Genomic DNA, 20,406 nt, shown 5'->3' on the forward strand with positions numbered 1-20,406 from the left:
ATGAAATGAGCGACCTTGATGCCCTGATCGACGCCCTGCCCAAGGCAGAGCTGCACCTTCACCTCGAAGGCAGCCTCGAGCCTGAGCAGCTCCTCGAATTTGCCGCCCGCAACAGGGTCGACATTCCCTTCAAGACGCTTGAGGAAGTCCGCGCCGCGTATGAGTTTTCCAACCTGCAGGACTTCCTCGACATCTATTATCAGGGCATGTCGGTCCTGCAGACAGAGGCCGACTTCCACGATCTGACAGACGCCTATCTGCAGCGCGTGGCCGCCGATAATGTGCGTCATGTCGAGGTCTTCTTTGACCCCCAGGGCCATACAGAGCGGGGCATCTCCTTCGATGTGCCGGTCAGCGGGATCCTCGAGGCGCTCGACGCGGCGAAGGCGAAGTATGGCATCACTTACCGCCTGATTATGTGCTTCCTGCGCCACCTCTCCGAAGAGGACGCGTTTGAGACTTGGGATCAGGCAAAACCATGGCTCTCAAGGATCCATGGCATCGGCCTCGACAGCTCAGAAAACGGTCATCCACCCTCCAAGTTTGCGCGCATCTATGAAGAGGCCCGCAAGGCCGGGCTGAAGCTCGTCGCCCATGCAGGCGAGGAAGGCCCGCCCTCCTACGTCTATGAGGCGCTGGACGAACTGAAGGTCGACCGGATCGACCACGGCAATCGCTCACTTGAAGACGAAGCGCTGGTCGCACGCCTTGCCGAGAGCGGGATGACGCTGACCGTCTGCCCGCTTTCAAACCTGTCGCTTTGCGTTGTTGATGATCTCAAACAACATCCCATGAAGAGAATGCTGGAGCTTGGCCTGAAAGCCACCATCAACTCTGACGATCCAGCCTATTTCGGCGGCTATGTGAACCAGAACTACCGCGACACGGCTGAAGCTGTTGGACTGACACGCGATCAGATCATCACGCTCGCAAGGAACAGCTTCACCGGGTCATTTCTGTCTGCCGAAGAACAGGCACCGCACTTGGAAGCGATTGATCGCATTGCGGCCGCACACTGACGGGAGGAATTGATGGGGACCGGTGCAGGTGCGCAGCTGGAATACATTCTGGAAACACTGTCCTACGGGATTGAGCTTGTTTCCGCGCTGATCCTCGTGGCCGGCTCGCTGGTCTTTCTCTGGACGCTCGGGTCCGGGCTTCTTGCCCCATCTGTCAGCGTGACGACCGCGCTACAGCGCGGACGGCTGAAGCTCGGCACTTATATTCTTGCCGCACTCGAATTCCTGATCGTTGCCGACATCCTTTTCACCATCGTTCACCGCACACTCGATGATGTGATCGTGCTCGCCATCGTTGCGGGCGTGCGCACCGTGGTCAGCTATTTCCTCGGCAAGGAGATCGAAGCGCTCAGCCAGGAGGAGAGCGAAGCGATCGGGGTGTCGCGGCGCTCGGACGCTGGCCAGTCCACCTCTTGAAGGCTCGTGAGAAGGCGCTCGGGTCGGAAAAACCGACCAGATAGGCAGTCTCGTTTACCGAGACTTTTTCGCCTTCAAGGTAGTCAATCGCCAAACGATGGCGCAACCGGTCCAGCAGCTCATCAAAGCTCGTACCTTCCTGCTTTAGCTGGCGGTACAGCGTCTGGCGGCTCATGCCCATCTGCAATGCAATCGTCTTCATACTAATATTGCCCGTATGCAGGTCCGCCATCATGCGTCGCTCTACCTCGGAAGCGACCGTATCTGCCGCTTCGAGCTGCTTGAGGAGAGCGTCGGCATGCGCATTCAGCGTGCTGAAGACATAGCCGGGCGAGTCCGATATTTTCATCGTGAAATAGGCCGGGTCGATTTCCATCGTGTTCCGGTCCTGGCCGAACTTTACCGGCACACCCAGCAACTCCTCATAGAGATCGCCATATTCGGGCCGTGCATGCGTAACCTCGGCAGACAGATAGAGCGGCACTTTCGGAAAGATGCGGGTAAACCCGCAGATGAAACGGCCAAGCGTCGATTCAGTCAGTTCGGAGAAACTGTTCGGATTGGCCCGCTTGTCGACGATATAAGTGCGCCCGCCATGCTCCTCGACGACAAAGCGGTCCTCGCGGCCCACGCCCTCTACCTCGATCACCAGCCGGCCATACCGGTTCATCTGGCGGAAGGCCTCGTCCATGGTTGGCGCCGCGAAACAGATCAGCCCGACAATCGACAGCACGTTGAACCTGACATCGGTGCCAAAGCGCAGCGCGAGGGCGGGGTCTCCGGAAAGCCGTTTGCCTTCGCGCATAAGATGTTTGAACCGCTCAAACGGAATACGCGCTTCACTTTGCTTTAGATCGCTTGCGTTCAGACCGGCCGCATCCAGCAATTGAGCGCGATCGGCGCCGCGACTGACGGCAAGATCAAGCAGAGCTTTCGTATAACCAGCTGATACTGTGGCCCCCGCCATTGTCCCCCCTCGGGCATCGCCCTGTCGCGTCCTCCCTATTGTTACCACAGGTCATGAAATTGGAACCCGCCGTCATGGGATCAGCCGCGCTGCGCCGGTAGTCTGCAGCAAAATCGCACTGAAAAGACCAAGAAAATGACAACGCTCACCTCCCGCCCCGCAATCCTCCCGCAACTCGATGCCTTGCGCGTCCTGAAACTATCAGGCGCGCTCTGGTTCGTCATCGCCGTGATCGGGCAGGCAGCCTTTGCCGCCTATATCCTAGGCTTCTACGGTGTCTCGACCGCCCAAGGTGATTTTGAGCGCATGGATGGCCGCGTATTTCACGGCTTCATCGACGGGGACCTGCTGGGTAACAGCCTGTTCCTGAGCCATGTTCTGCTGGCCTTCATCATCACGTTCGGCGCCCCGTTTCAGCTTGTCCCGCAGATCCGCAACCGCTTCCGCACATTCCATCGCTGGAATGGCCGCCTCTTCCTTCTCGTGGCCGTTGTGATCAGTGTCGGTGCACTTGTTCTCGTCTTTCATCGCGGCGTTGTCGGCGGCGCCTTTGTGGCGACCGGAAATACAATCAACGCGATCTGCATTCTTGTCTTTTCCGCCATGACGCTGAGATTTGCACTCAAGCGCCGGTTTGCGGATCACTATCGCTGGGCAATGCGGCTTTTCATTGCGGCGAGCGGCGTCTGGTTCTTCCGGCTCGGCTTTGGATTCTGGGCCGGCATCACGGGGGGCACAATGCCCGGTAGCGCCGTGGACCTGACCGGGCCGTTTGACCGGTTCCTCGGCATCGGACACGCCGTAATTCCCTTGCTCGTCCTGGAGCTCTACCTCCTCGCCCGCGACAGAGGCTCATCCACCGCGCGCTACGCCATGGCAGGTGGAATGGTTGGCGCCAGCGCGGCAACAGCACTCGGCATCTTCATGGCCGCTCAGATCTTCTGGCTACCGGCCTTACACTAGACTGTCGAAGGGACGGTGCGGCCAATCAGGCGCTCTACGGCCCTGTCAGCCGTCGCTGGCCGGGCCGGGTGGACGTGTCGACTTTCTCGGTCCAGCCCATTGCAAGGTAGGCCTTCATCGCCAGAGCGTTCTGGTCATCGACATCGAGCGATAGAGGCGCACGGGCCAGATCACGCGCGACTTCCAGCAGGCCTGACCCGACCCCGCAAAGGCGCCAGTCCTCTGCGACGAACAGATGCGGCACGTACGAACTTTTCCGCTTCAGAGTCAGAAAACCGATCACTCCGGCATGCGGCTCTTCGGCAACGATGCACCGCGATAGGCGAAGCGTCTGGCGAAGGCGGATGAGCTCATCGACAGGGCCACTGCGCCAGGGAAATGCATCAAGACAATCGAGAAAAAGCGTCTCCACGCTGACATTGTCAGCTCGTGCGTAAGGCCTGATCTTCCAGCCTGCACCCTGATGAAGCAAAAGTGCCATACGTATAGTCTTATCGAGGCAAGCTTCCCCGCAAAGGACTTTATGACGTTTCCGTAACGCGGCGTGCTGCTTTCGGGGCCCGCCGATGCAAACGTGCCACAACTTGCCAAATGGCCGATCACTGCGAATAGTCTGCGCCACATGATGGAGGGATTTATGAAATCAGCCTGTCTGATCGCCGCCGCAATTGTCTGCCTGCCCGCAAGTGCCGAAGTCGTCATGGCAACCGCTGACCATTACACGCTGCGCCATGAAGCTGTGTCGAAGCTGAGCGTCGAAGAGATATGGGAGCGCCTCATCCAGCCGGACACCTGGTGGCACCCGGACCACACCTATTCAGGCGATGCTGAACATCTCTGGCTCAACCCCAATGCGGGCGGACCGTGGATGGAGAGCTGGGAAGGCAATGTCGTGGAGCATGGCCGCGTTCTCTCAATTCTGGAAAACAGGATGCTCCGGCTGGATGCGCCCTTTGGTCCCTTGCAGGGATTGGGCGTGCAGGTCGTCTGGACGATTACACTCGAAGCGGATGTAGAAAGTGGGAATACGAAAATCGTTTTCGATGAGGTGGCAAATGGTTCAAGCCAGAGTGACCTCGCGCAAATCGCCCCGGCCGTTGACATAGTCAAGCAACAGGCGATTGAACGCCTCGCTGACCCCTCCCTAACTGACTAGGCGACCGCAACAAAACGCAGGCGCAGACGCCGCCCGCCTTCATCGGTGCGCAAGACAACGACGCCCGCCTGCCTCGCAAGCGTGTCAATCAGCTTATTGGTCTCAGCTGCATCGCCATCTACGGGAACATCCGCCCATTGGCCGTTGTCGGATAGCTGCAACCATGGTCCTTCCTCATCCTGCCCGACCAATAGTTCAATCCGTCCGTCGCCCGCCCCATCACTGGGGGCGAAGATACGAGTCATCGTTTCGTGAATAATGAGAGCCAGCGGCGTGACCTGCGGCACAGAAACAGCAAACCCTCCATCCAGTGACAGATCTATTTCGAGTTCAGTGGGAAGGGTCTCCGCTATCTGGCTCGCCAGTTTCTTCGCCAGATCCGCGATATCAACGCCGGTCTCACCGCTTTGATAAGTCAGGTCGAGACCTGCCGACATGGCACGAAGCCGCCCGATGGCATGCTCTACAAATCTTCTTACTTCGATATTTGACGTCAGCCGGGCGGCGCGGCGCAACAGGGATATCTGTAACTGGAGGTTATTGTTCACCCGGTGGTGAAGTTCCTTCGTCAGCAGCCGATTGATCTCCAGCGCCGCCTCCGCCGAGTGCTGGGCTGCACGGCGGGCACGCACTTCGCTATCCAGCTCAGCGACCTTGAGGCTCAATGCGGCAAAGTTGTTGCGGTCATCCGTTCTGAAGCGAAGTACGAAACAGACCCCATGATCTGAGCGGCGCAGGCGTTTCCCGACACCCCTCAGGCGAAGCCCTTCACCGGTCTCATCTTTGAGGAGCAGGTTAAAGGGCTGCGGATCGGCACTTCTGCGCAAATGGGTAAGGAGGACGCCGAGCGCGTTGTCCCCTTCTTTCAGAAGAGGGCTGAGGCGCTGGCCAGGCTTTGCCTGCTCTGTGATGCGGTGCATAGAGCGGTTGCTGGCGTGGATCTCTCCATCTTCGCCTATCAGCATCAGCGCTTCTTTGGAAACGTCGAAGATATCCATCCAGTTCGAGAAAGGCGAAGGATCAGCCACCAAAATATTCCCGCCCTTCAGGTGCTTCGTCAGGCTGCACGAGATTTACGACAACGCGGCACCCCTTGTCGCCGCGCGCGATGGCTTTCTCGATCACCACATTGGCATAGCCGAGATTATCAGCCGCAATTGTCCCGAACACGTTCGATGTCATCATGCAGAGAGAAGGACGTCCTTCCACATATTCGCCAAACGGGCAGGCATTATTGCCGAGGACAATCTTCGTGTCGTCCGCTTCGATAATGTAGAAATCGCCTTCGATACGGCGTTTGAGATCGACGAGGACCTCGCCAATTTCCTCGCGGCTAAGATTCTGAACGTTGATCTCTTTCTTGTAAGCCTGGTTGATCTGGCTTCCGATCGCGCCGCCGACAACAGAGATGTAGCCTGAGGCGTCGTCCAGACCAACCACAGCCTCTAGCGTTCCTGCCAGCTCACGCAGGAGCGAGCGCAGGAAGATGTCACGGTCGAGTCCGACCTCAGCCTTCTCAACAGAATTCTCAGTGTCCGCCATAGCCTCACCCCTTCGTCATGGTGAATAACCTATGTTAGCAGCATTTGGTTCTATGCCCACTGCAGTAATCTTTACGATTACTGCGCCTCAGCCAGCACCGTCATTCCTCACACACCAGTGCTTAATGAAGGAGCTGGTGAGCGTGTAATGAAAATTTTTCGGCCAAACCTCCTTGCGCAAATCAATTTTTCGTCACATCGCTCAAGTCCCACTGATGAAAGGGTCCGGAAATGAAAAAACTTTTTTATGTTGCAGCTGCTGGCGCGCTTGCCGCTGTCCTTGCTGGTTGCGAAGGCGACACAACCGAAGTCGAAATCGAAACCCCACCGGCTGAAGAAGAAGTCGTGGTCGAGGAAGACACGGTCGGCGAAGACCTCGAGGAAGCTGCAGACGAAGTTGCTGCCGAAGCCGAAGAGCTCGCTGAAGACACTGAAGCGGCTGTCGATGAAGCCATGACCGACACCGATGATGACGGTATCGCTGACGAAGTCGACACCGATGATGACGGCGACGGCGTCGCAGACAGCGAAGATCCAGACTTCGAAGACGACTAAGCTTGAAACTGCCCTGCACGTGCAAGGCACGGGGCAAACTCAATCCAGCATGAAAAACAAAACCGGGCGGAGTTATCCGCCCGGTTTTTTGTATTGTCCCATCCGGCTCAGCCTGGAACCCAGGTTTACGAGCAGGTGCCCGGGCTTTGAGAGATCAACCTGCGACTGCTGGCTGGTGCTGGCGCGGCTTATTCGTGCCGAAATAGGTTAGAATGGCCGCGCCTATACTCATGACAGACAGGGCGCGCTCCACCATTTTCAGCGTGAGGTCGAAATCAAACTTTTCTGCAACGCCAACGAAGGCTCCAGCGATTGACTGGCTCACGAATAGTTCGGCGCTTTCAAACAGGTTCAGCAATCTGGAGCTCCCGGCGAAATCCACACCCGGAATGAATGCATACAGCTTGTAGCCGAGGACCGGAGCATAGGCCGACAAAGCCATGAGAATTCCGGCAAAGGCGATACCAAGAGCAACCGCCCAATGTCGAGTGATCAACGCGCCGACAATGATGACCGCGTAAACGGCCAGGATTATTCCGATTACAGAGAAATAAATGGAGAGCTGGACATCAATGACGTCCGCCAGCGGCACCTTCCAGAGTGCATTCGCAAAAACCGCTGCAGATATCGCAATGAAGAAGTTGGAAACCCACAACCGAGCGAAAATTTTGAACAGCGCTCCTAACGGCTTCTCGGAATCCATCCCACACCCCCCCCAAGTTCAACCCTTCATGATCTTTAACACGTGGTTAAGATATGAAAAGCCGGACTGGGGATTAGAGAAGGGATTCAGGCCATCTTGCTGAATGCCTGAACGGTCTACGCGCCAGCCGCCTTGGCCGCTTTCTTGCGCTCGTGTGGATCAAGGTGGATCTTGCGCAGGCGGATGGACTGCGGCGTCACTTCGACCAGCTCATCGTCTGCGATATAGGCCAGCGACCGTTCCAACGTCATCTGAAGCGGCGGGGTCAAGCGAACCGCTTCGTCAGTGCCCGAAGCACGGACGTTGGTCAGCTTCTTGCCCTTCATGACATTGACCTCAAGGTCATTGTCGCGCGTGTGCTCACCGATGATCATGCCCTGATAGACCTTGTCGCCAGGGTGGATCATCATTGGTCCGCGATCTTCGAGGTTGAAGAGGGCGAATGCCACCGCTTCGCCCTGCTCCATCGAGACGAGAACGCCGGTGTGACGGCCTTTGATCGCGCCCTTGTACGGCGCGTATTCAAGGAAGACGCGGTTCATGATGGCGGTGCCGCGCGTGTCGGAGAGAAGTTCGCCCTGATAACCGATCAGGCCACGCGTCGGTGCGTGGAAGACAAGCCGCGTGCGCCCGGCGCCTGATGGTTTCATCTCCATCATGTCGGCTTTGCGCTCCTGCAGCTTCTGCACGATGATGCCAGTGTGCTCATCATCCACATCGATGACGACTTCTTCGATCGGCTCGAGCTTTTCGCCCGTGTCCGGATCTTCCTTCATCACGACTTTCGGACGCATCACGCCAAGTTCAAAGCCTTCCCGGCGCATCGTCTCGATCAGGACGGCCAGCTGGAGTTCGCCCCGGCCAGAAACGGTAAAGGCTTCGGCTTCGGTAGAGCGTTCCACCTGCAACGCCACGTTACCTTCAGCCTCTTTGACCAAGCGGTCCCAGATGAGGCGGGACGTCACTTTCTTGCCTTCCGTGCCAGCCAGCGGGCTGTCATTGACGCGGAAGGTCATGGACAGCGTTGGCGGGTCGATCGGCTGGGCCTGAATAGGCTCGCTAATCGACGGGTCGACAAAGGTATCAGCCACGTTCGCCTTGGTGAGGCCAGACAGCGAAACGATATCGCCGGCAACGCCTTCTTCAATCGGCTCCCGGCCCAGGCCGCGGAATGCGAGAACCTTGGAGACGCGGCCCTGCTCCACCAGCTCACCATCACGCGACAGGACCTTTACGGTCTGGTTCGGCTTGATGGTACCGGACGTGATACGGCCGGTCAGGATACGGCCAAGGAAGTTGTCGGACGAGATCGTCGTCGCAAGCATCCGGAACGGGCCTTCCTCAGTCCGCGGCTCTGGCACGTGTTTTGTGACGAGATCGAACAGCGCGGACATGTCGGTTGCCGGCTTTTCGTGGTCGAGGCTCATCCAGCCATTTTTCGCCGAACCATAGAGGATCGGGAAGTCGAGTTGATCGTCATCTGCGCCGAGGTCGGCGAAGAGGTCGAAGACTTCGTTGATGACATAGTCCGGACGGCTGTCTGGCTTGTCGATCTTGTTGACCGCGACGATCGGGCGAAGACCGACTTTCAGCGCCTTGGACACCACGAACTTGGTCTGCGGCATTGGGCCTTCAGCGGCGTCCACCAGCACGATTGCGCCGTCCACCATGTTCAGGATACGCTCGACTTCACCGCCGAAATCGGCGTGGCCGGGCGTGTCGACGATGTTGACGCGCGTATCGCCCCAGACGACCGACGTCGTCTTGGCGAGGATGGTGATGCCGCGCTCGCGCTCCAGGTCGTTGGAGTCCATCATCCGGTCGGCAGTCTCTTCATTCTCGCGGAAGGTGCCGGACTGTTTGAGAAGGCAGTCGACCAGCGTGGTCTTGCCGTGGTCAACGTGGGCGATGATCGCAATGTTGCGAAGCGAAGTAGGCTCGGTCATGGGAGGATAAGGCTTTCAAGTCTTGTATGGGGCGCGCTTTACACGCCTTGGCCCATAAAAGCGAGTGCCTGCCCACAGGCAGCGCGGTCTCAGAGCGCGGGCAGGCCCGGAAGCGCGCGAACGACCGCCAGTGCTGGAAGGTTGGTCATCCATTCGCCGCAGGAGATGGGTGCCAGCACATCGCCATTCAGCTGGCCGAGCACAATGGCTTCACCGGCGCTGCACGCGCGCCTTATTTCGGCGTAGGCCTCCCCGGGTGCGCCGATCAGGTCGACACCATTGAGATACCTCAGCTCCGGGTTTTCAGGCAGCTTTCCGCCGCAATGGGCGCTGATATTGGTCCAGTAATGGTCTTCGCGCTCATACAGGCTGATCTGGTTCTGGCAGATATCGCGCTGAAGCGCGCCAAGCGCTGCAGCCGCGAGGTAGCCCTCTTCCGTATGCTGGGCCGTCGGTTCCAGCAGATCCACGAAGATGCCGATCTCCGATAGGCCCTTCAGGAACGACGCCCATTCGCCTGCGTCCATCGCATTCTCGAAGATGTCCATCCTGTCCGCAAAGTCATCACCGCCTGCTGCGGTCGCGGCCGCCTTGAACCGGGCGGAATCGAACATACGGTCATCATCGGCGCGTTCAAACACGTCTTTCCAGATCGCGAGAATGTCGCCGTTCTCGTTTTTGAGCGAGGCAGCTTCGGCAATGAGCTGGACCAGAGTGCCGCAATCATACGGTGCGCGCCCTCGGCTGCCATATCGTGTCGCGATCAGCGGACGCCGCACCAGCGCCAGCTGGCACTGGTTTATCTTCTCTTCGAGATCCGCGCGTAGCTGGTCGGCATCCATTCCTGCTCGCTTGGAGATGTATTCTGCCGCCCCTTCATGCAGCCATGACTGTTCGGCATTCTCGCGCGAGCTGTAGAGTTGGCCGATCCAGACGTGCACCGCCTCATGCAGGGCGAGCGCCGTCATACGTCTCATGAAGTCCTCGTCCGAGCGGTCCACCTCGAAGCCGCGAACATGCAGCGTGATGAACCGGCCAAGCGCACTCCCCTTGAAGCTTGCGCGCTCATCTTCACGAAAACTCATGACCAGAACGGGAGGCGCCTCTGGCGGCATTTCAAAACGTTCGGTCAGGGTTTGGCTCATCGCGTCGATGTCAGTGGCGAATTTCGCGCGCATCCAGTCTGGAATATCCGGGCCTGCGATTATCGTCGCATGGTCTTCTGCAATAAGGTGTTTCGGGCCAAGATAGACGAAGCCGCCAGTCGTTGCGGAGACCGTTTCACCGCCCGGAACACGTTTATCATCGGCGAGGAACACCTCGCCTTCAAGATCTACAATGGCGGCGATGACCGTCTGATACCCTGCTAGGGAAAGCCCTTCTGTCAGGATAGTCCATCCCCTTTCACCAATCCGGAGAACGGCGACATGTCTGCGATCGTAGATTTTGTCGGACGGGCTCAAATGCAGCTCAAAACTGTCAAATGGCGCACCGTCCTCGCGGGCGAGGATATTGCCGTCAAAGAACCAGCCATTCCCTTGAGGTATCCAGAGCCGTTGGCGTTCGTCTGGCTCGACCCACCCTTCGAACCTCACGCTTTCGGTAGGGGCTGACAGTGTCCACCGCGCGGCCAAGGTATTCTCGTTTCGCGTCAGACCTACATCAGCACGAGCGCTTGCATCCTGACCCTCCGCGCCCCCGCCGCCTGTTCCGGACACGACGTAAACGGCAAACAATACGAGCAAGTATCTGAGCAGCGTCATCTCAAACTTCTGGCCGAGTCCTCTGTTCCTGCCAAGGCGCGGAACGTCTCTTTATACCCACCGTTGGTTTGACATCCCCTACCATCACCGGAAGATGTCGCCATGACTTATATCGAGAAGCACCTTGACGAGGGTGAGTCCATCGTTCGGGTCGGGCGGTTTCACTGGTTGTGGTATGCGCGCGCCTGGGCCGCCCTGATCCTCTTTGGCTGGCTGATCGTCGGCCTCATCTATTTCATCTATGAGATGATCCGACTGATAACGACTGAATTCGCCGTGACCGACAGGCGTCTCGTCAAGAAGACGGGGTTCATCGCCGCAAATGTTGATCAGATGTCGCTGGAAGCGATTGAGGGCGCCAGCATGAGACAGGGCATCATCGGCCGCATATTCGGTTTTGGCAATCTCGACATTGAAGGACGCGGCGAAGGCGAGGTCGACTTTCCGATCATGGCCGCGCCGGCGACATTCCTGAAAGCTGTCAACGAAGCAAGAAGTGCTGCGGACCGCGCCGCCGTTGACCGGCTCGCAGACGATCTCGGGCGCCGATAGGCCTGATCTGCCCCTGCGGCATTTAAACATGCCCAAACAGGGAACGACGGAATGCTCGCTTCGTTGTTGAGGCGCGCAGCCAAGAAAGCTGCAGAAATAGAATCAAGGAATTCAGGAGATAGAATATGTCCAAGAGAGCAGAAGGAAAAACGGTTGCCATCCTCGCCGCTGACGGCTTCGAGGAAGTGGAACTGACCTCCCCGAAAGAAGCGCTTGAAAATGCAGGCGCAAGCACCGTTATCGTTTCGCTTGAGAGCGGAGAAATCCAGGCGAACCAGCACCGCGACAAGGGTATCATGGTCGGCGTCGACAAGACGTTGGACGATGTGAAGGCCGACGACTTCGATGCCCTTCTGATCCCAGGCGGTCTGTTCAACCCGGACACGCTGCGTCAGAACCAGAAGGCACTCGACTTCACGTCGAAGTTCTTTGCGCAGGCCAAGCCAGTCTTTTCGATCTGTCATGGCCCACAAGTGCTCATTTCGGCAGGTCTCGTCGAAGGCCGTGAAATGACCGGCTTTGCCGCGATCCAACAGGATCTCAAGAATGCTGGCGCCGTCGTGCGTGACGAGAAAGTCGTTGTCGACAAGGGCCTCGTGACATCCCGCAACCCCGATGATCTTCCTGCGTTCAACGACAAGATCGTGGAAGAGCTTTGCGAAGTTAAGCACGAAGCTCAAAAGCAATCGGTCGAAGCGTAAACATCCCCTCGCATTTTGACCGGACTAAGCGCTCCCCGTTTCGGGGGGCGCTTTTTTTCACTTGTGATGCAGACATCTGACTTTGAGCTAGCTTTGCTTGGTCAAATCCTTCTTCACTGCATCCTGCCATACAGAATAGATGAAGGTCGCCGACCAGGTCAGGATCATGAACCCGCCCAAGGACTGCATCATCGAAATCAATCGGATCGCCCCCTCTGCCTTCATTTGCGTATATCCAAGTGTGACGAAATTAATGCCGGAAAAATAGATCAGGTCTTCCCAGCTGCCTGAGAAACTGCCGCTCAGGACGCCGAACCACCCCATATCGATGATCCAGGCATAAAAACCTGCACAGATGAGGATCTCGACCGTGTGGAGCACAAGCAGCCCTAGAAAGGCGATGAGTGCCCCCGAATGAGTCCGGTCATCCAGACGCGGGGTAATTGCGCGAACACCGAGAATACCGAAGTGGTGCGCTGTCCCTAAACAAGCGACCAGCAGAAACCCTGTAAGTAATGCCATTCACAAATCCACGAAATTTGAGGTGTCGAGCCCACTATCGGCATAAACTGGCCATTCGCCAAGAGAGATAATTAGCTTGACCGCTAATTAGCATTATTGTTAATTAGCATTTATGACAAATCATGTTTTCAGCGCTCTGGGGCATCCTCTTCGCCGACAGGTCATGGATCTGCTGCGCAAGGGCCCTCGGACGTCCGGTGAACTCGCCGAAGCGTTCGACGCGAGCTGGCCAACGGTCAGCCGGCATCTGGCTGTGCTGAAAGACGCCGATCTCATCACGGCCGAACGACACGGCACCAGCATCATCTACCGCGCCAATACCAGCGTGATCGAAGATGCTGCCGCGGCCCTGCTGGCGCTGATCGGAAAAGATAATGGCGACGACGACATGAAGGAGGCCGCAGAATGATCAAGACAGGTTTGATTTGGTCGGGGCTGGCGATCGCCGCCATGCTGGGAAGTCTGGCCTGGGCCTGGAGCACCCTTCCCGCAGGCGTAGATATCCCTGTTCACTGGGGACCGAACGGACAGGCTGACGGTTTCGCCACGCGCGACAAAGCCCTGCTGATCCTCGCTATCCTGCCCGCAAGCGCGCTCTTTACGTCCGTCCTGCTGGCAGCCGCGCCTTATCTCGACCCCTTCAAGGAAAATCTTCGCCGCAGCCGCCAAGCCTATACGGCGATCTGGGCCGGCAGCATGGTGCTCATGGCCGCCCTGACAGCAGGCATCGCGCTGATGATGATCCGCGGCGCCAGTGGCGCGACCGATTCCAATGAATTTGTGCGCTTCGTCATGGCCGGGTGCGGCGTGCTTTTCGTCATTATCGGCAATTACCTGCCAAAGACGCGCAAATCCTTCTTCCTTGGCATCCGCACGCCCTGGACGCTGACCAGCGACTATACCTGGGAGAAGACCCACCGCCTTGTCGGTCCGCTCTACATCGTCGCTGGCCTGATCGGTATCGTGATCGCCTTCGCCATGTCCGGCATCTGGCTCGTCTTCAGCTTTGTCGGGACAGTCCTGGCTGTCAGCCTATTCGGCGTTGCCTATTCCTGGTGGGTCTGGCGTAACGCCAATGACCGCGATGAAGGCGCCGACTACGTGGTCTGATCAACGGAAAAAAGCCCTCGCCGGTCACGACCTGCGAGGGCTTCTAAATTGGATCCAGGTCTAACCACCTAGTTGTCGCGATCTTTAACCTCGGCCTCATTGGCGACGGCGCGGTCCTCGGCGTCGAACTCGACGCTCGGTGCTGCACCACTTCCGTATGAGCGTGACTTCGCGGCCAGCCGGTTCATCGACTCTTCCATCGTGCCCTTGCCGACCGCCATGGTCTGTGCAGCCGACACGCCAACCGCTTCGGCATCGTCGAACTTGCCAAAATCAGCGCCGAGAAACACGACTTCCCAGCCCTTCGCCTCGACGCGATCCAGCGCAGCGCGCGCACCCTCCCGTGTGATCTCACGCGATGAGTTTTCCAGACCATCCGTCATGATCACGATGACGGCCTTTTCGGGATTGTCGCTTTCCGCCGTCGAGATGATACGGCCAATCGCATCGAAGAGCGGGGTCATCCCGCGCGGCGCGACCTCGTCAGATGTGACGGACTTCCAGTCAGCAGGCTCAATGCTCTCGCGAAGCACATCATACTGAAGCCCGTCCTGCGCATCAAAGACCGCCAGCGTCACCGAGGTTTCCAGCGTCGCGGTCTCTCCCTCGCCTACCTCACCGACAGCGGCGGCATAGGCGTTGACCGATGTCAGCGCCTCATCCCAGAGGTTCGACATCGAACCTGTCCGGTCGAGCAGGATGTAGGAATGGACAGCCTTCGGGGCTTCTGGTTCTGACGGTGTGTCAGGCGCGGGGGCTGGCCGGGCCGCGCACGCGGCGAATGCAAAACCTGCGACCAGGGCCGCGCTCAGGTACGCTTTTCTAAACATGGAATCTTCTCCTCCGGTGACTTTGGACCCCACCCCGGAGTCCGCGTATCAGAGAAGCTGGCCGCCAAATGCGGCCATGACACGGCGGCTTCGCGGTGATCAGGGGGTGATCTTCGGGCAGTGGCTAGGGAAGAATAAGTCCTGCACATCCGGAACCCGCCCCGGTTGAAGCGAGTTCTTCGTGAACAACTGGCAAGAAAGGATACGCAGAATGGATCCCGTAAGTATTATTATCTGGCTCGTCATCGGTGCCATCGCAGGTTGGCTGGCCGGACAGGTCATGCGCGGCGCAGGCTTTGGTCTCGTCGGCAACATCATCGTCGGTATTCTGGGCGCCGTCCTCGGCGCCGTAATCTTCAGCGCGCTCGGCTTCGGCTTCAGCGGCTTTATCGGCGACATCATCGGCTCCTTCCTCGGCGCCTGTATCCTGCTCTTCCTGATCAGCCTCGTAAAACGGGCCTGATCACAGGCAGACACCACCAAAAAGCCAAGCCCCGGCCCTGAATGCCGGGGCTTTTTTGTGGCATCAGTTCTATCCACTTGCTCCACGCACGCAGTTCAATATGTTGCGCGCCAGACCGACCCCCTGCCCCAACGGAGCAAACAGCCATGGCCACCAAGCACGCGCCGAAGAAAGTCGTCCTCGCCTATTCCGGCGGCCTCGACACCTCGATCATCCTCAAATGGCTTGAGACCGAGTTTGGCGCAGAAGTCGTGACGTTCACCGCTGACCTTGGCCAGGGCGAAGAGCTGGAACCAGCGCGCGAAAAGGCCCTCAAACTCGGCATCAAGCCGGAAAACATTTTCATTGAAGACCTGCGCGAGGATTTCGTGCGCGACTATGTCTTCCCGATGTTCCGCGCCAACGCCGTCTATGAAGGCGTCTACCTGCTCGGCACCTCCATCGCCCGCCCGCTTATTGCCAAGCGGCAGATCGAGATCGCAGACCAGACCGGCGCCGATGCCGTCTGTCATGGCGCGACCGGCAAGGGCAATGACCAGGTCCGCTTCGAGCTTGGCTATTACGGCCTCAACCCGGATATCAAGGTCATCGCCCCATGGCGCGACTGGGACTTCAAGTCCCGCTCCGACCTCATCGAGTTCGCTGAACAGCACGACATTCCGATCGCCAAGGACAAGCGCGGCGAAGCGCCGTTCTCGGTCGACGCGAACCTCCTGCACACCTCTTCCGAGGGCAAGGCCCTTGAGGATCCGGCCGTTGAGACACCGGACTCTGTCTATCAGCGCACTGTTTCCCCGGAAGACGCGCCAGACCAGCCAGAATACATCACCATTCAGTTCGAGAAGGGCGACCCCGTTGCTATCAATGGCGAAGCGATGAGCCCCGCCACGCTTCTCACCGCCCTCAACGAGTATGGCCGCAAGCACGGTATCGGCCGGCTCGACCTTCTGGAAAACCGCTTTGTCGGCATGAAGTCACGCGGCATGTACGAAACCCCGGGCGGCACCATCCTGCTGACGGCCCATCGCGGCATCGAACAGGCCTGCCTCGACAAAGGCTCTGCCCACCTCAAGGATGAGCTGATGCCGAAATATGCAGAGCTGATCTATAATGGCTTCTGGTGGAGCCCGGAGCGCGAAATGCTTCAGGCCGCCATCGACCATTCCCAGCGCTATGTCGAAGGCGAGGTCCGCCTCAAGCTCTACAAGGGCAATGTGATTCTCGTCGGCCGATCATCGCCCTACTCGCTCTACAGCGAAAAAATCGTGACGTTCGAGGATGATCACGGCGCCTATGACCAGAAAGACGCCGAAGGCTTCATCAAGCTGAACGCGCTGCGCCTGCGCCTCCTGGCTGGCCGCGACAAGAAGGCCGGGAAGAATTAGGAATGCTGGAGTTTATCGAAGAACACTCCCAGACCATTCTTATATTCCTCATTGCGGTCGTCGCGCTCTACGTCGCGTATCAGCAGCACTTGACGAGCCGGAAGAAACTCAAGCTCGCCATGTTCGACAGGCGACTGGTGATCTACGACGCGCTCAAGGATTTCCTCGTGTCGTTTCAGCGGGACCTTACAATCGATTTTGAGCAGTTGCAGGAGATGCGGCGGCAACTCGCCGGGGCAGAGTTCCTCTATGGTCCGAAAGTCATCGCGCTCAATCAGGAAATCATCGATTTTGCGGTCGAGTACCTGACCGTTCAGGATACGCTGAAAGAGGTTGAACACCTCTCTGACGACGAACGCCGACCCTCCCTGCAAAGGGAAAAGGCCCTGACCCTGCGCCTCGTCGCAGCCCTCGACCGGGTGCACGAGGCCTACAAGCCTTACCTCCACTTTACGCGCGTGAAGTAGGGGTGAGGCGCAGACACCGAGGCGACGGAGTTAGGGAATTTGGATAAGTTTCACTGCCTGCTGCGCACCCCAGGCAATGGCAAAAGCTAACGTGAAACTTAGCAGCGAACCAATCAATACGTATTCGCTCGTTTTCCGAGATCTCACCTGATTGAATCGAAGAAGCGATTTTGCCGCAAAGACGAACCCAACTCCACTTGGGTAACCTACCCAGAACAGAAATAGGACCAATAATCGCTCTAAATAGCCTATATACAAGCCGGCATTACGAAGAGATTTGCCAAAATCGTTGTATGGAAAGCGGGCCATAAAATGCCGCACTACAATCCCACTGAATTTAGTGACAAGTATCAGTGCTGATATTCCAATCAGCGCCTTCAAATATACCTGCACTGTCGCTTGCGAAAAATTCTTTGGGATTATGGAGTTCGGATCTAACCATATCCCGTGCTCGTACAATCGCGGAAACAACAGCGTAACCACTAACAGTACCGAGACATGAAGGATTTGATCGACAGAAAATGCGTTTAACGCCTCAAATTTTTCCTGATGCGCTTTCCACCAGTCTATAATATAATGCGTTACACCTATTATAGTTATAGCGAAAAAATTTAGTGTCCCAGACAAGATTATTACTGCCAACAACACTATCCCTGTATGCAGTAGAGATACACAAACTTTCTTTTTATTTTCGACCATAATGTCGGTTTGAACGACGAAATCCGCCATTAGATGTGCGGCAAACAAGACTATAAATGTCTGGTATCCAGCCTGCCCCAATCCCATAGAACACCCTTTAAAGGTTGTTTTTTAAGTTACACCCTTTAGAGGATGTGACAACCGGTTTAGTCAATCCATTCTTCAAAAGAATCAATGGCTTCTGAAATTGCAAAACCACCACTTGCTGCGATCTGCTTGCTCACAACCTGTTGAGATATTTCAAGAATATCACCAATTTTAGATTGATTTTTGTTATCCAAATTTAAAAAATGAACCATGATCTCTGACTGTTTCGATGTCCAACGATCACACAAACTATCGCAAAGATAGAAAATGGCAGCCGCTAAGTTTGCGTCGGCACCTTCTCGGCCAAAATGTCCGAATGCGAACTGCGTCTTCGATTTTCGCATCTTCTCCAGCTTTCGTCCTGAAACAATAAAAGCGCTACCTGTAGAAGCTGCTAAGTCATTGAAATTCAGATATTCTGAATGTCCGATGCCCACGCTGACCCGGGAATCGAATTTCGTATTGACGCTACGAAGCGTTGCACGCACGAGCAAAGCGGCCCGTAGACAGTGCTTAGGACGCGACAGCGCTACTTGCCAACCATCGCCTCTAAACCTTTCGACATCAGAAGCAGATTGATCACCCCATTCACCAACTTGAACAAAGGCTCGCTGGATCAGCTTAAACTGGTAGTCCACGTCCTCCCGATTATGAGAAGTGGAATTTATTAGGTCACCAGTAAGAACAGCGATCATGGTCTAATCAGACTAATAACGAACCAATTACTGCAAAGCTTAGTAGATCCAATAAAGCTAAGCCAAGCTTAATCTGAAGCACTTATATTCGCCAGCATACCTAAATGATTTTTCGTCCTAGATTGGACGGGACGCTTCATTAATGATACACATAACGCTTTAAAATGGCGCTTTAATAACGCCTCGTGCCCTGTAACTTCGTTCATTCTATATCGGCTAATAGGCACTCTTTCAACGCACTCAGAAAGCCTCGCAACCGCATTCAACGCGTCGATTTACTTCTGGCCCTACTTTGTTCGGTTTGCAACCGTCATACACTCAATCGTTACGGATACCGAGGCAGCAAGCCCGCCTCTAAGCAATCCCCCGTATAGCCCGCCCTGTGATGCGGTTGCATTCTGCCATTCAGCCAACAGCGCGGTGGGAGGCGCGAGATCCATGGGCAAATTGACAGTCGATCCGCTGGCTATTGCCGCACTTGCAGGCTTTGGCGCACTGATCGCCATCGTTCTTGGCATCACGATCTGGTTCATCCGCCAGTCGACAAAGAAACCGGGTGAGCTGTAGGCATCTCAATTCACCAATCGACAACTCCGGCCCAAAGCGCGCATAATTATGGACACCCCGACATCAGGAGCCCTCATGCGTCTCATTCCAGCATCTATCGCTTTCTTTGCCATGGCTCTGCCCGCCGCAGCAGAACCTGCAAACCACGACGTCTTTGGGACGTTCTACACTCAGGCTGGCACCTCACGCGTGACGATTGAGGATTGCGGTGACGGCAGCCCGTGCGGACGCGTCAGCGCGGTCAATCCGGATACGTTGCAGCCTGGCACCAACCCTGAAGACCTACGCACCAAGGCGGGAGATCCCATCATTGGTCTCCTCATCCTTGAAGGCTTTGAGCAAAAGCGCAGCGACTGGCGCGGCGGCACGATCTATGACCCTGAAAACGACAAGACCTATGCGGCCCGCATCAAACGTCTCGAAGACGGCGACCTTGAATTGAAGGGCTGCGTCGGGCCAATCTGCCAGACGCAGGTCTGGCCAGCGTATGCGGGCGAGTAGCTTGCTCTGACCGGACCACAAATGCGAACATCAGACGTATCGTTTTTTTGGATCGTCATCCCGGAATGGGCGTCAGCCCATATCCGGGACCCAGAACAAATTGGGCAATTGGGTCCCGGCTCGCCTTCGGCGTCCGGGATGACGATGAATTGAACGTCCTGCTGTTGAGTGGCCCGAAGGGTAAGCACCCCCTCCCCGCCCGGCGGGGAGGGTCAGGATGGGGCCCTTTACGGCAAAAGCCTGTGGCCACACACACACATTGACGCTCTCTGCCAAGCGGCGCATCTAGCCGTTCATGCAGATTCGCCCCTTCCAGCCCGAAGACCTTGCCGCGCTCTATGCCATCAATCAGGCCAGCGTGCCGGGTGTCGGAAATGCAGAAACAGAAGACGACCTCGGCGCTCTAATCTCGATGGGCACCTGTCTCGTGGCGATCAGCGGTGACGGCACGCCGATTGGCTTCATCAACCTCGTCGCGCCCGGCACCGCCGCTTACAACAGCGATAATCTGAGATGGATCGAAGACTGGATGACGCGCCAGCAGGTCAGCGCCCATTATGTCGACCGGATCGCCATTGGCGAAACTGCGCGCGGACGGGGCGTCGGCGAAGCGCTCTATCGCGCCGCTTTCGCGACCGCAAAGCCCCACGCCTTTCTCTGCTGTGAAGTAAATACCGACCCCGATAATCCGGGCTCACACCGCTTTCATCAGAGGCTGGGATTCAACCCGATAGGTGACCATCGCTATCGCGCCGACTATGCCGTCCGGTTTTACGCGCGCGCTCTGTAAATAAGGG

General features: G+C 57.0%; 26 protein-coding genes. 15 read left to right on the plus strand and 11 right to left on the minus strand.

Annotated elements, in window-relative coordinates; translation table 11 throughout:
- The first annotated feature begins 5 nt into the window (after window positions 1-5).
- Both D1224_RS04490 and D1224_RS04495 read left to right on the plus strand, forming a co-directional pair.
- Complete coding sequence (locus D1224_RS04490; RefSeq protein WP_119378715.1) at window positions 6-1,019, plus strand: adenosine deaminase; 1,014 nt, start codon at window positions 6-8, stop codon at window positions 1,017-1,019.
- Window positions 1,020-1,031: 12 nt separating this feature from the next.
- Complete coding sequence (locus tag D1224_RS04495; protein ID WP_119378716.1) at window positions 1,032-1,436, plus strand: DUF1622 domain-containing protein; 405 nt, start codon at window positions 1,032-1,034, stop codon at window positions 1,434-1,436.
- Here D1224_RS04495 and D1224_RS04500 read toward each other — a convergent pair.
- Window positions 1,369-2,403 (minus strand): AraC family transcriptional regulator, encoded by a 1,035-nt coding sequence (locus D1224_RS04500; protein ID WP_119378717.1) that lies wholly within the window; start codon window positions 2,401-2,403, stop codon window positions 1,369-1,371. The genes D1224_RS04495 and D1224_RS04500 overlap by 68 nt on opposite strands.
- Window positions 2,404-2,538: 135 nt before the next feature.
- On the opposite strand from D1224_RS04500, the gene D1224_RS04505 reads away from it, so the two are divergent.
- A complete protein-coding gene (locus tag D1224_RS04505) occupies window positions 2,539-3,366 on the plus strand; it encodes a DUF2306 domain-containing protein (protein WP_119378718.1) in 828 nt (275 codons plus the stop codon).
- Window positions 3,367-3,400: 34 nt separating this feature from the next.
- On the opposite strand, the gene D1224_RS04510 is transcribed toward D1224_RS04505, so the two are convergent.
- Window positions 3,401-3,847 (minus strand): GNAT family N-acetyltransferase, encoded by a 447-nt coding sequence (locus D1224_RS04510; protein ID WP_119378719.1) that lies wholly within the window; start codon window positions 3,845-3,847, stop codon window positions 3,401-3,403.
- Between the two features lie 156 nt (window positions 3,848-4,003).
- Between D1224_RS04510 and D1224_RS04515 the strand changes: the two genes are divergently transcribed.
- Window positions 4,004-4,522, plus strand: a complete 519-nt coding sequence (locus D1224_RS04515) for an SRPBCC family protein (protein WP_119378720.1) — start codon at window positions 4,004-4,006, stop codon at window positions 4,520-4,522.
- On the opposite strand, the gene D1224_RS04520 is transcribed toward D1224_RS04515, so the two are convergent.
- Both D1224_RS04520 and D1224_RS04525 read right to left on the minus strand, forming a co-directional pair.
- A complete protein-coding gene (locus D1224_RS04520) occupies window positions 4,519-5,550 on the minus strand; it encodes a sensor histidine kinase (RefSeq protein ID WP_147372324.1) in 1,032 nt (343 codons plus the stop codon). The genes D1224_RS04515 and D1224_RS04520 overlap by 4 nt on opposite strands.
- On the minus strand, window positions 5,543-6,064 hold the full coding sequence (locus D1224_RS04525) for a methanogen output domain 1-containing protein (protein WP_119378722.1): 522 nt from the start codon (window positions 6,062-6,064) through the stop codon (window positions 5,543-5,545). The genes D1224_RS04520 and D1224_RS04525 overlap by 8 nt, the downstream gene beginning before the upstream one ends.
- A gap of 230 nt (window positions 6,065-6,294) precedes the next feature.
- On the opposite strand from D1224_RS04525, the gene D1224_RS04530 reads away from it, so the two are divergent.
- On the plus strand, window positions 6,295-6,618 hold the full coding sequence (locus D1224_RS04530) for a hypothetical protein (RefSeq protein ID WP_119378723.1): 324 nt from the start codon (window positions 6,295-6,297) through the stop codon (window positions 6,616-6,618).
- A gap of 154 nt (window positions 6,619-6,772) precedes the next feature.
- On the opposite strand, the gene D1224_RS04535 is transcribed toward D1224_RS04530, so the two are convergent.
- The 3 genes from D1224_RS04535 to D1224_RS04545 form a co-directional block, all read right to left on the minus strand.
- Window positions 6,773-7,321 carry a hypothetical protein gene (locus tag D1224_RS04535; protein ID WP_119378724.1) on the minus strand — a complete coding sequence of 183 codons (549 nt, stop codon included), beginning with the start codon at window positions 7,319-7,321 and terminating at the stop codon, window positions 6,773-6,775.
- A gap of 116 nt (window positions 7,322-7,437) precedes the next feature.
- A complete protein-coding gene (gene typA, locus D1224_RS04540) occupies window positions 7,438-9,267 on the minus strand; it encodes a translational GTPase TypA (RefSeq protein ID WP_119378725.1) in 1,830 nt (609 codons plus the stop codon).
- An 89-nt stretch (window positions 9,268-9,356) separates the two neighbouring features.
- Window positions 9,357-11,030, minus strand: a complete 1,674-nt coding sequence (locus D1224_RS04545; RefSeq protein WP_147372325.1) for a hypothetical protein — start codon at window positions 11,028-11,030, stop codon at window positions 9,357-9,359.
- 102 nt (window positions 11,031-11,132) lie between these two features.
- Here D1224_RS04545 and D1224_RS04550 point away from each other — a divergent pair, with 102 nt between their 5' ends.
- Together D1224_RS04550 and D1224_RS04555 are read left to right on the plus strand one after the other, a co-directional pair.
- A complete protein-coding gene (locus D1224_RS04550) occupies window positions 11,133-11,582 on the plus strand; it encodes a PH domain-containing protein (RefSeq protein ID WP_119378727.1) in 450 nt (149 codons plus the stop codon).
- A gap of 125 nt (window positions 11,583-11,707) precedes the next feature.
- The gene (locus D1224_RS04555; protein ID WP_119378728.1) at window positions 11,708-12,283 is read left to right on the plus strand and encodes a type 1 glutamine amidotransferase domain-containing protein; all 576 of its coding nucleotides are present in this window, start codon (window positions 11,708-11,710) and stop codon (window positions 12,281-12,283) included.
- Window positions 12,284-12,370: 87 nt separating this feature from the next.
- Here D1224_RS04555 and D1224_RS04560 read toward each other — a convergent pair whose 3' ends face one another.
- Window positions 12,371-12,805 (minus strand): ion channel, encoded by a 435-nt coding sequence (locus tag D1224_RS04560; RefSeq protein ID WP_119378729.1) that lies wholly within the window; start codon window positions 12,803-12,805, stop codon window positions 12,371-12,373.
- Window positions 12,806-12,917: 112 nt separating this feature from the next.
- Between D1224_RS04560 and D1224_RS04565 the strand changes: the two genes are divergently transcribed.
- The gene (locus tag D1224_RS04565) at window positions 12,918-13,214 is read left to right on the plus strand and encodes a metalloregulator ArsR/SmtB family transcription factor (RefSeq protein WP_119378730.1); all 297 of its coding nucleotides are present in this window, start codon (window positions 12,918-12,920) and stop codon (window positions 13,212-13,214) included.
- Entirely contained in the window at window positions 13,211-13,915 is a 705-nt protein-coding gene (locus D1224_RS04570) for an SdpI family protein (RefSeq protein ID WP_119378731.1), read from the plus strand. The genes D1224_RS04565 and D1224_RS04570 overlap by 4 nt, the downstream gene beginning before the upstream one ends.
- Window positions 13,916-13,983: 68 nt before the next feature.
- Here D1224_RS04570 and D1224_RS04575 read toward each other — a convergent pair whose 3' ends face one another.
- Window positions 13,984-14,745 carry a vWA domain-containing protein gene (locus D1224_RS04575; RefSeq protein WP_119378732.1) on the minus strand — a complete coding sequence of 254 codons (762 nt, stop codon included), beginning with the start codon at window positions 14,743-14,745 and terminating at the stop codon, window positions 13,984-13,986.
- 211 nt (window positions 14,746-14,956) lie between these two features.
- Between D1224_RS04575 and D1224_RS04580 the strand changes: the two genes are divergently transcribed.
- The 3 genes from D1224_RS04580 (at window position 14,957) to D1224_RS04590 (ending at window position 17,060) form a co-directional block, all read left to right on the plus strand.
- Window positions 14,957-15,208 carry a GlsB/YeaQ/YmgE family stress response membrane protein gene (locus tag D1224_RS04580; protein WP_119378733.1) on the plus strand — a complete coding sequence of 84 codons (252 nt, stop codon included), beginning with the start codon at window positions 14,957-14,959 and terminating at the stop codon, window positions 15,206-15,208.
- Window positions 15,209-15,354: 146 nt separating this feature from the next.
- On the plus strand, window positions 15,355-16,593 hold the full coding sequence (locus tag D1224_RS04585; RefSeq protein WP_119378734.1) for an argininosuccinate synthase: 1,239 nt from the start codon (window positions 15,355-15,357) through the stop codon (window positions 16,591-16,593).
- Window positions 16,594-16,595: 2 nt separating this feature from the next.
- On the plus strand, window positions 16,596-17,060 hold the full coding sequence (locus D1224_RS04590) for a hypothetical protein (protein ID WP_119378735.1): 465 nt from the start codon (window positions 16,596-16,598) through the stop codon (window positions 17,058-17,060).
- Between the two features lie 30 nt (window positions 17,061-17,090).
- Here the strand turns inward: D1224_RS04590 and D1224_RS04595 are convergent, their stop codons facing one another.
- Together D1224_RS04595 and D1224_RS04600 are read right to left on the minus strand one after the other, a co-directional pair.
- A complete protein-coding gene (locus D1224_RS04595) occupies window positions 17,091-17,846 on the minus strand; it encodes a DUF3307 domain-containing protein (protein ID WP_119378736.1) in 756 nt (251 codons plus the stop codon).
- Window positions 17,847-17,905: 59 nt separating this feature from the next.
- Window positions 17,906-18,541 carry a hypothetical protein gene (locus D1224_RS04600; protein WP_119378737.1) on the minus strand — a complete coding sequence of 212 codons (636 nt, stop codon included), beginning with the start codon at window positions 18,539-18,541 and terminating at the stop codon, window positions 17,906-17,908.
- 438 nt (window positions 18,542-18,979) lie between these two features.
- Here D1224_RS04600 and D1224_RS16730 point away from each other — a divergent pair, with 438 nt between their 5' ends.
- The 3 genes from D1224_RS16730 to D1224_RS04610 all read left to right on the plus strand — a co-directional run bounded on the left by D1224_RS16730 (window position 18,980) and on the right by D1224_RS04610 (window position 20,399).
- Entirely contained in the window at window positions 18,980-19,108 is a 129-nt protein-coding gene (locus D1224_RS16730) for a hypothetical protein (protein WP_267897074.1), read from the plus strand.
- A 75-nt stretch (window positions 19,109-19,183) separates the two neighbouring features.
- The gene (locus D1224_RS04605; RefSeq protein WP_182482166.1) at window positions 19,184-19,609 is read left to right on the plus strand and encodes a DUF2147 domain-containing protein; all 426 of its coding nucleotides are present in this window, start codon (window positions 19,184-19,186) and stop codon (window positions 19,607-19,609) included.
- Between the two features lie 295 nt (window positions 19,610-19,904).
- A complete protein-coding gene (locus D1224_RS04610; protein WP_119378739.1) occupies window positions 19,905-20,399 on the plus strand; it encodes a GNAT family N-acetyltransferase in 495 nt (164 codons plus the stop codon).
- Window positions 20,400-20,406 lie beyond the last annotated feature (7 nt).

The sequence above is a fragment of the Henriciella barbarensis genome (assembly GCF_003576345.1).
GTDB classification, from domain to species: domain Bacteria; phylum Pseudomonadota; class Alphaproteobacteria; order Caulobacterales; family Hyphomonadaceae; genus Henriciella; species Henriciella barbarensis.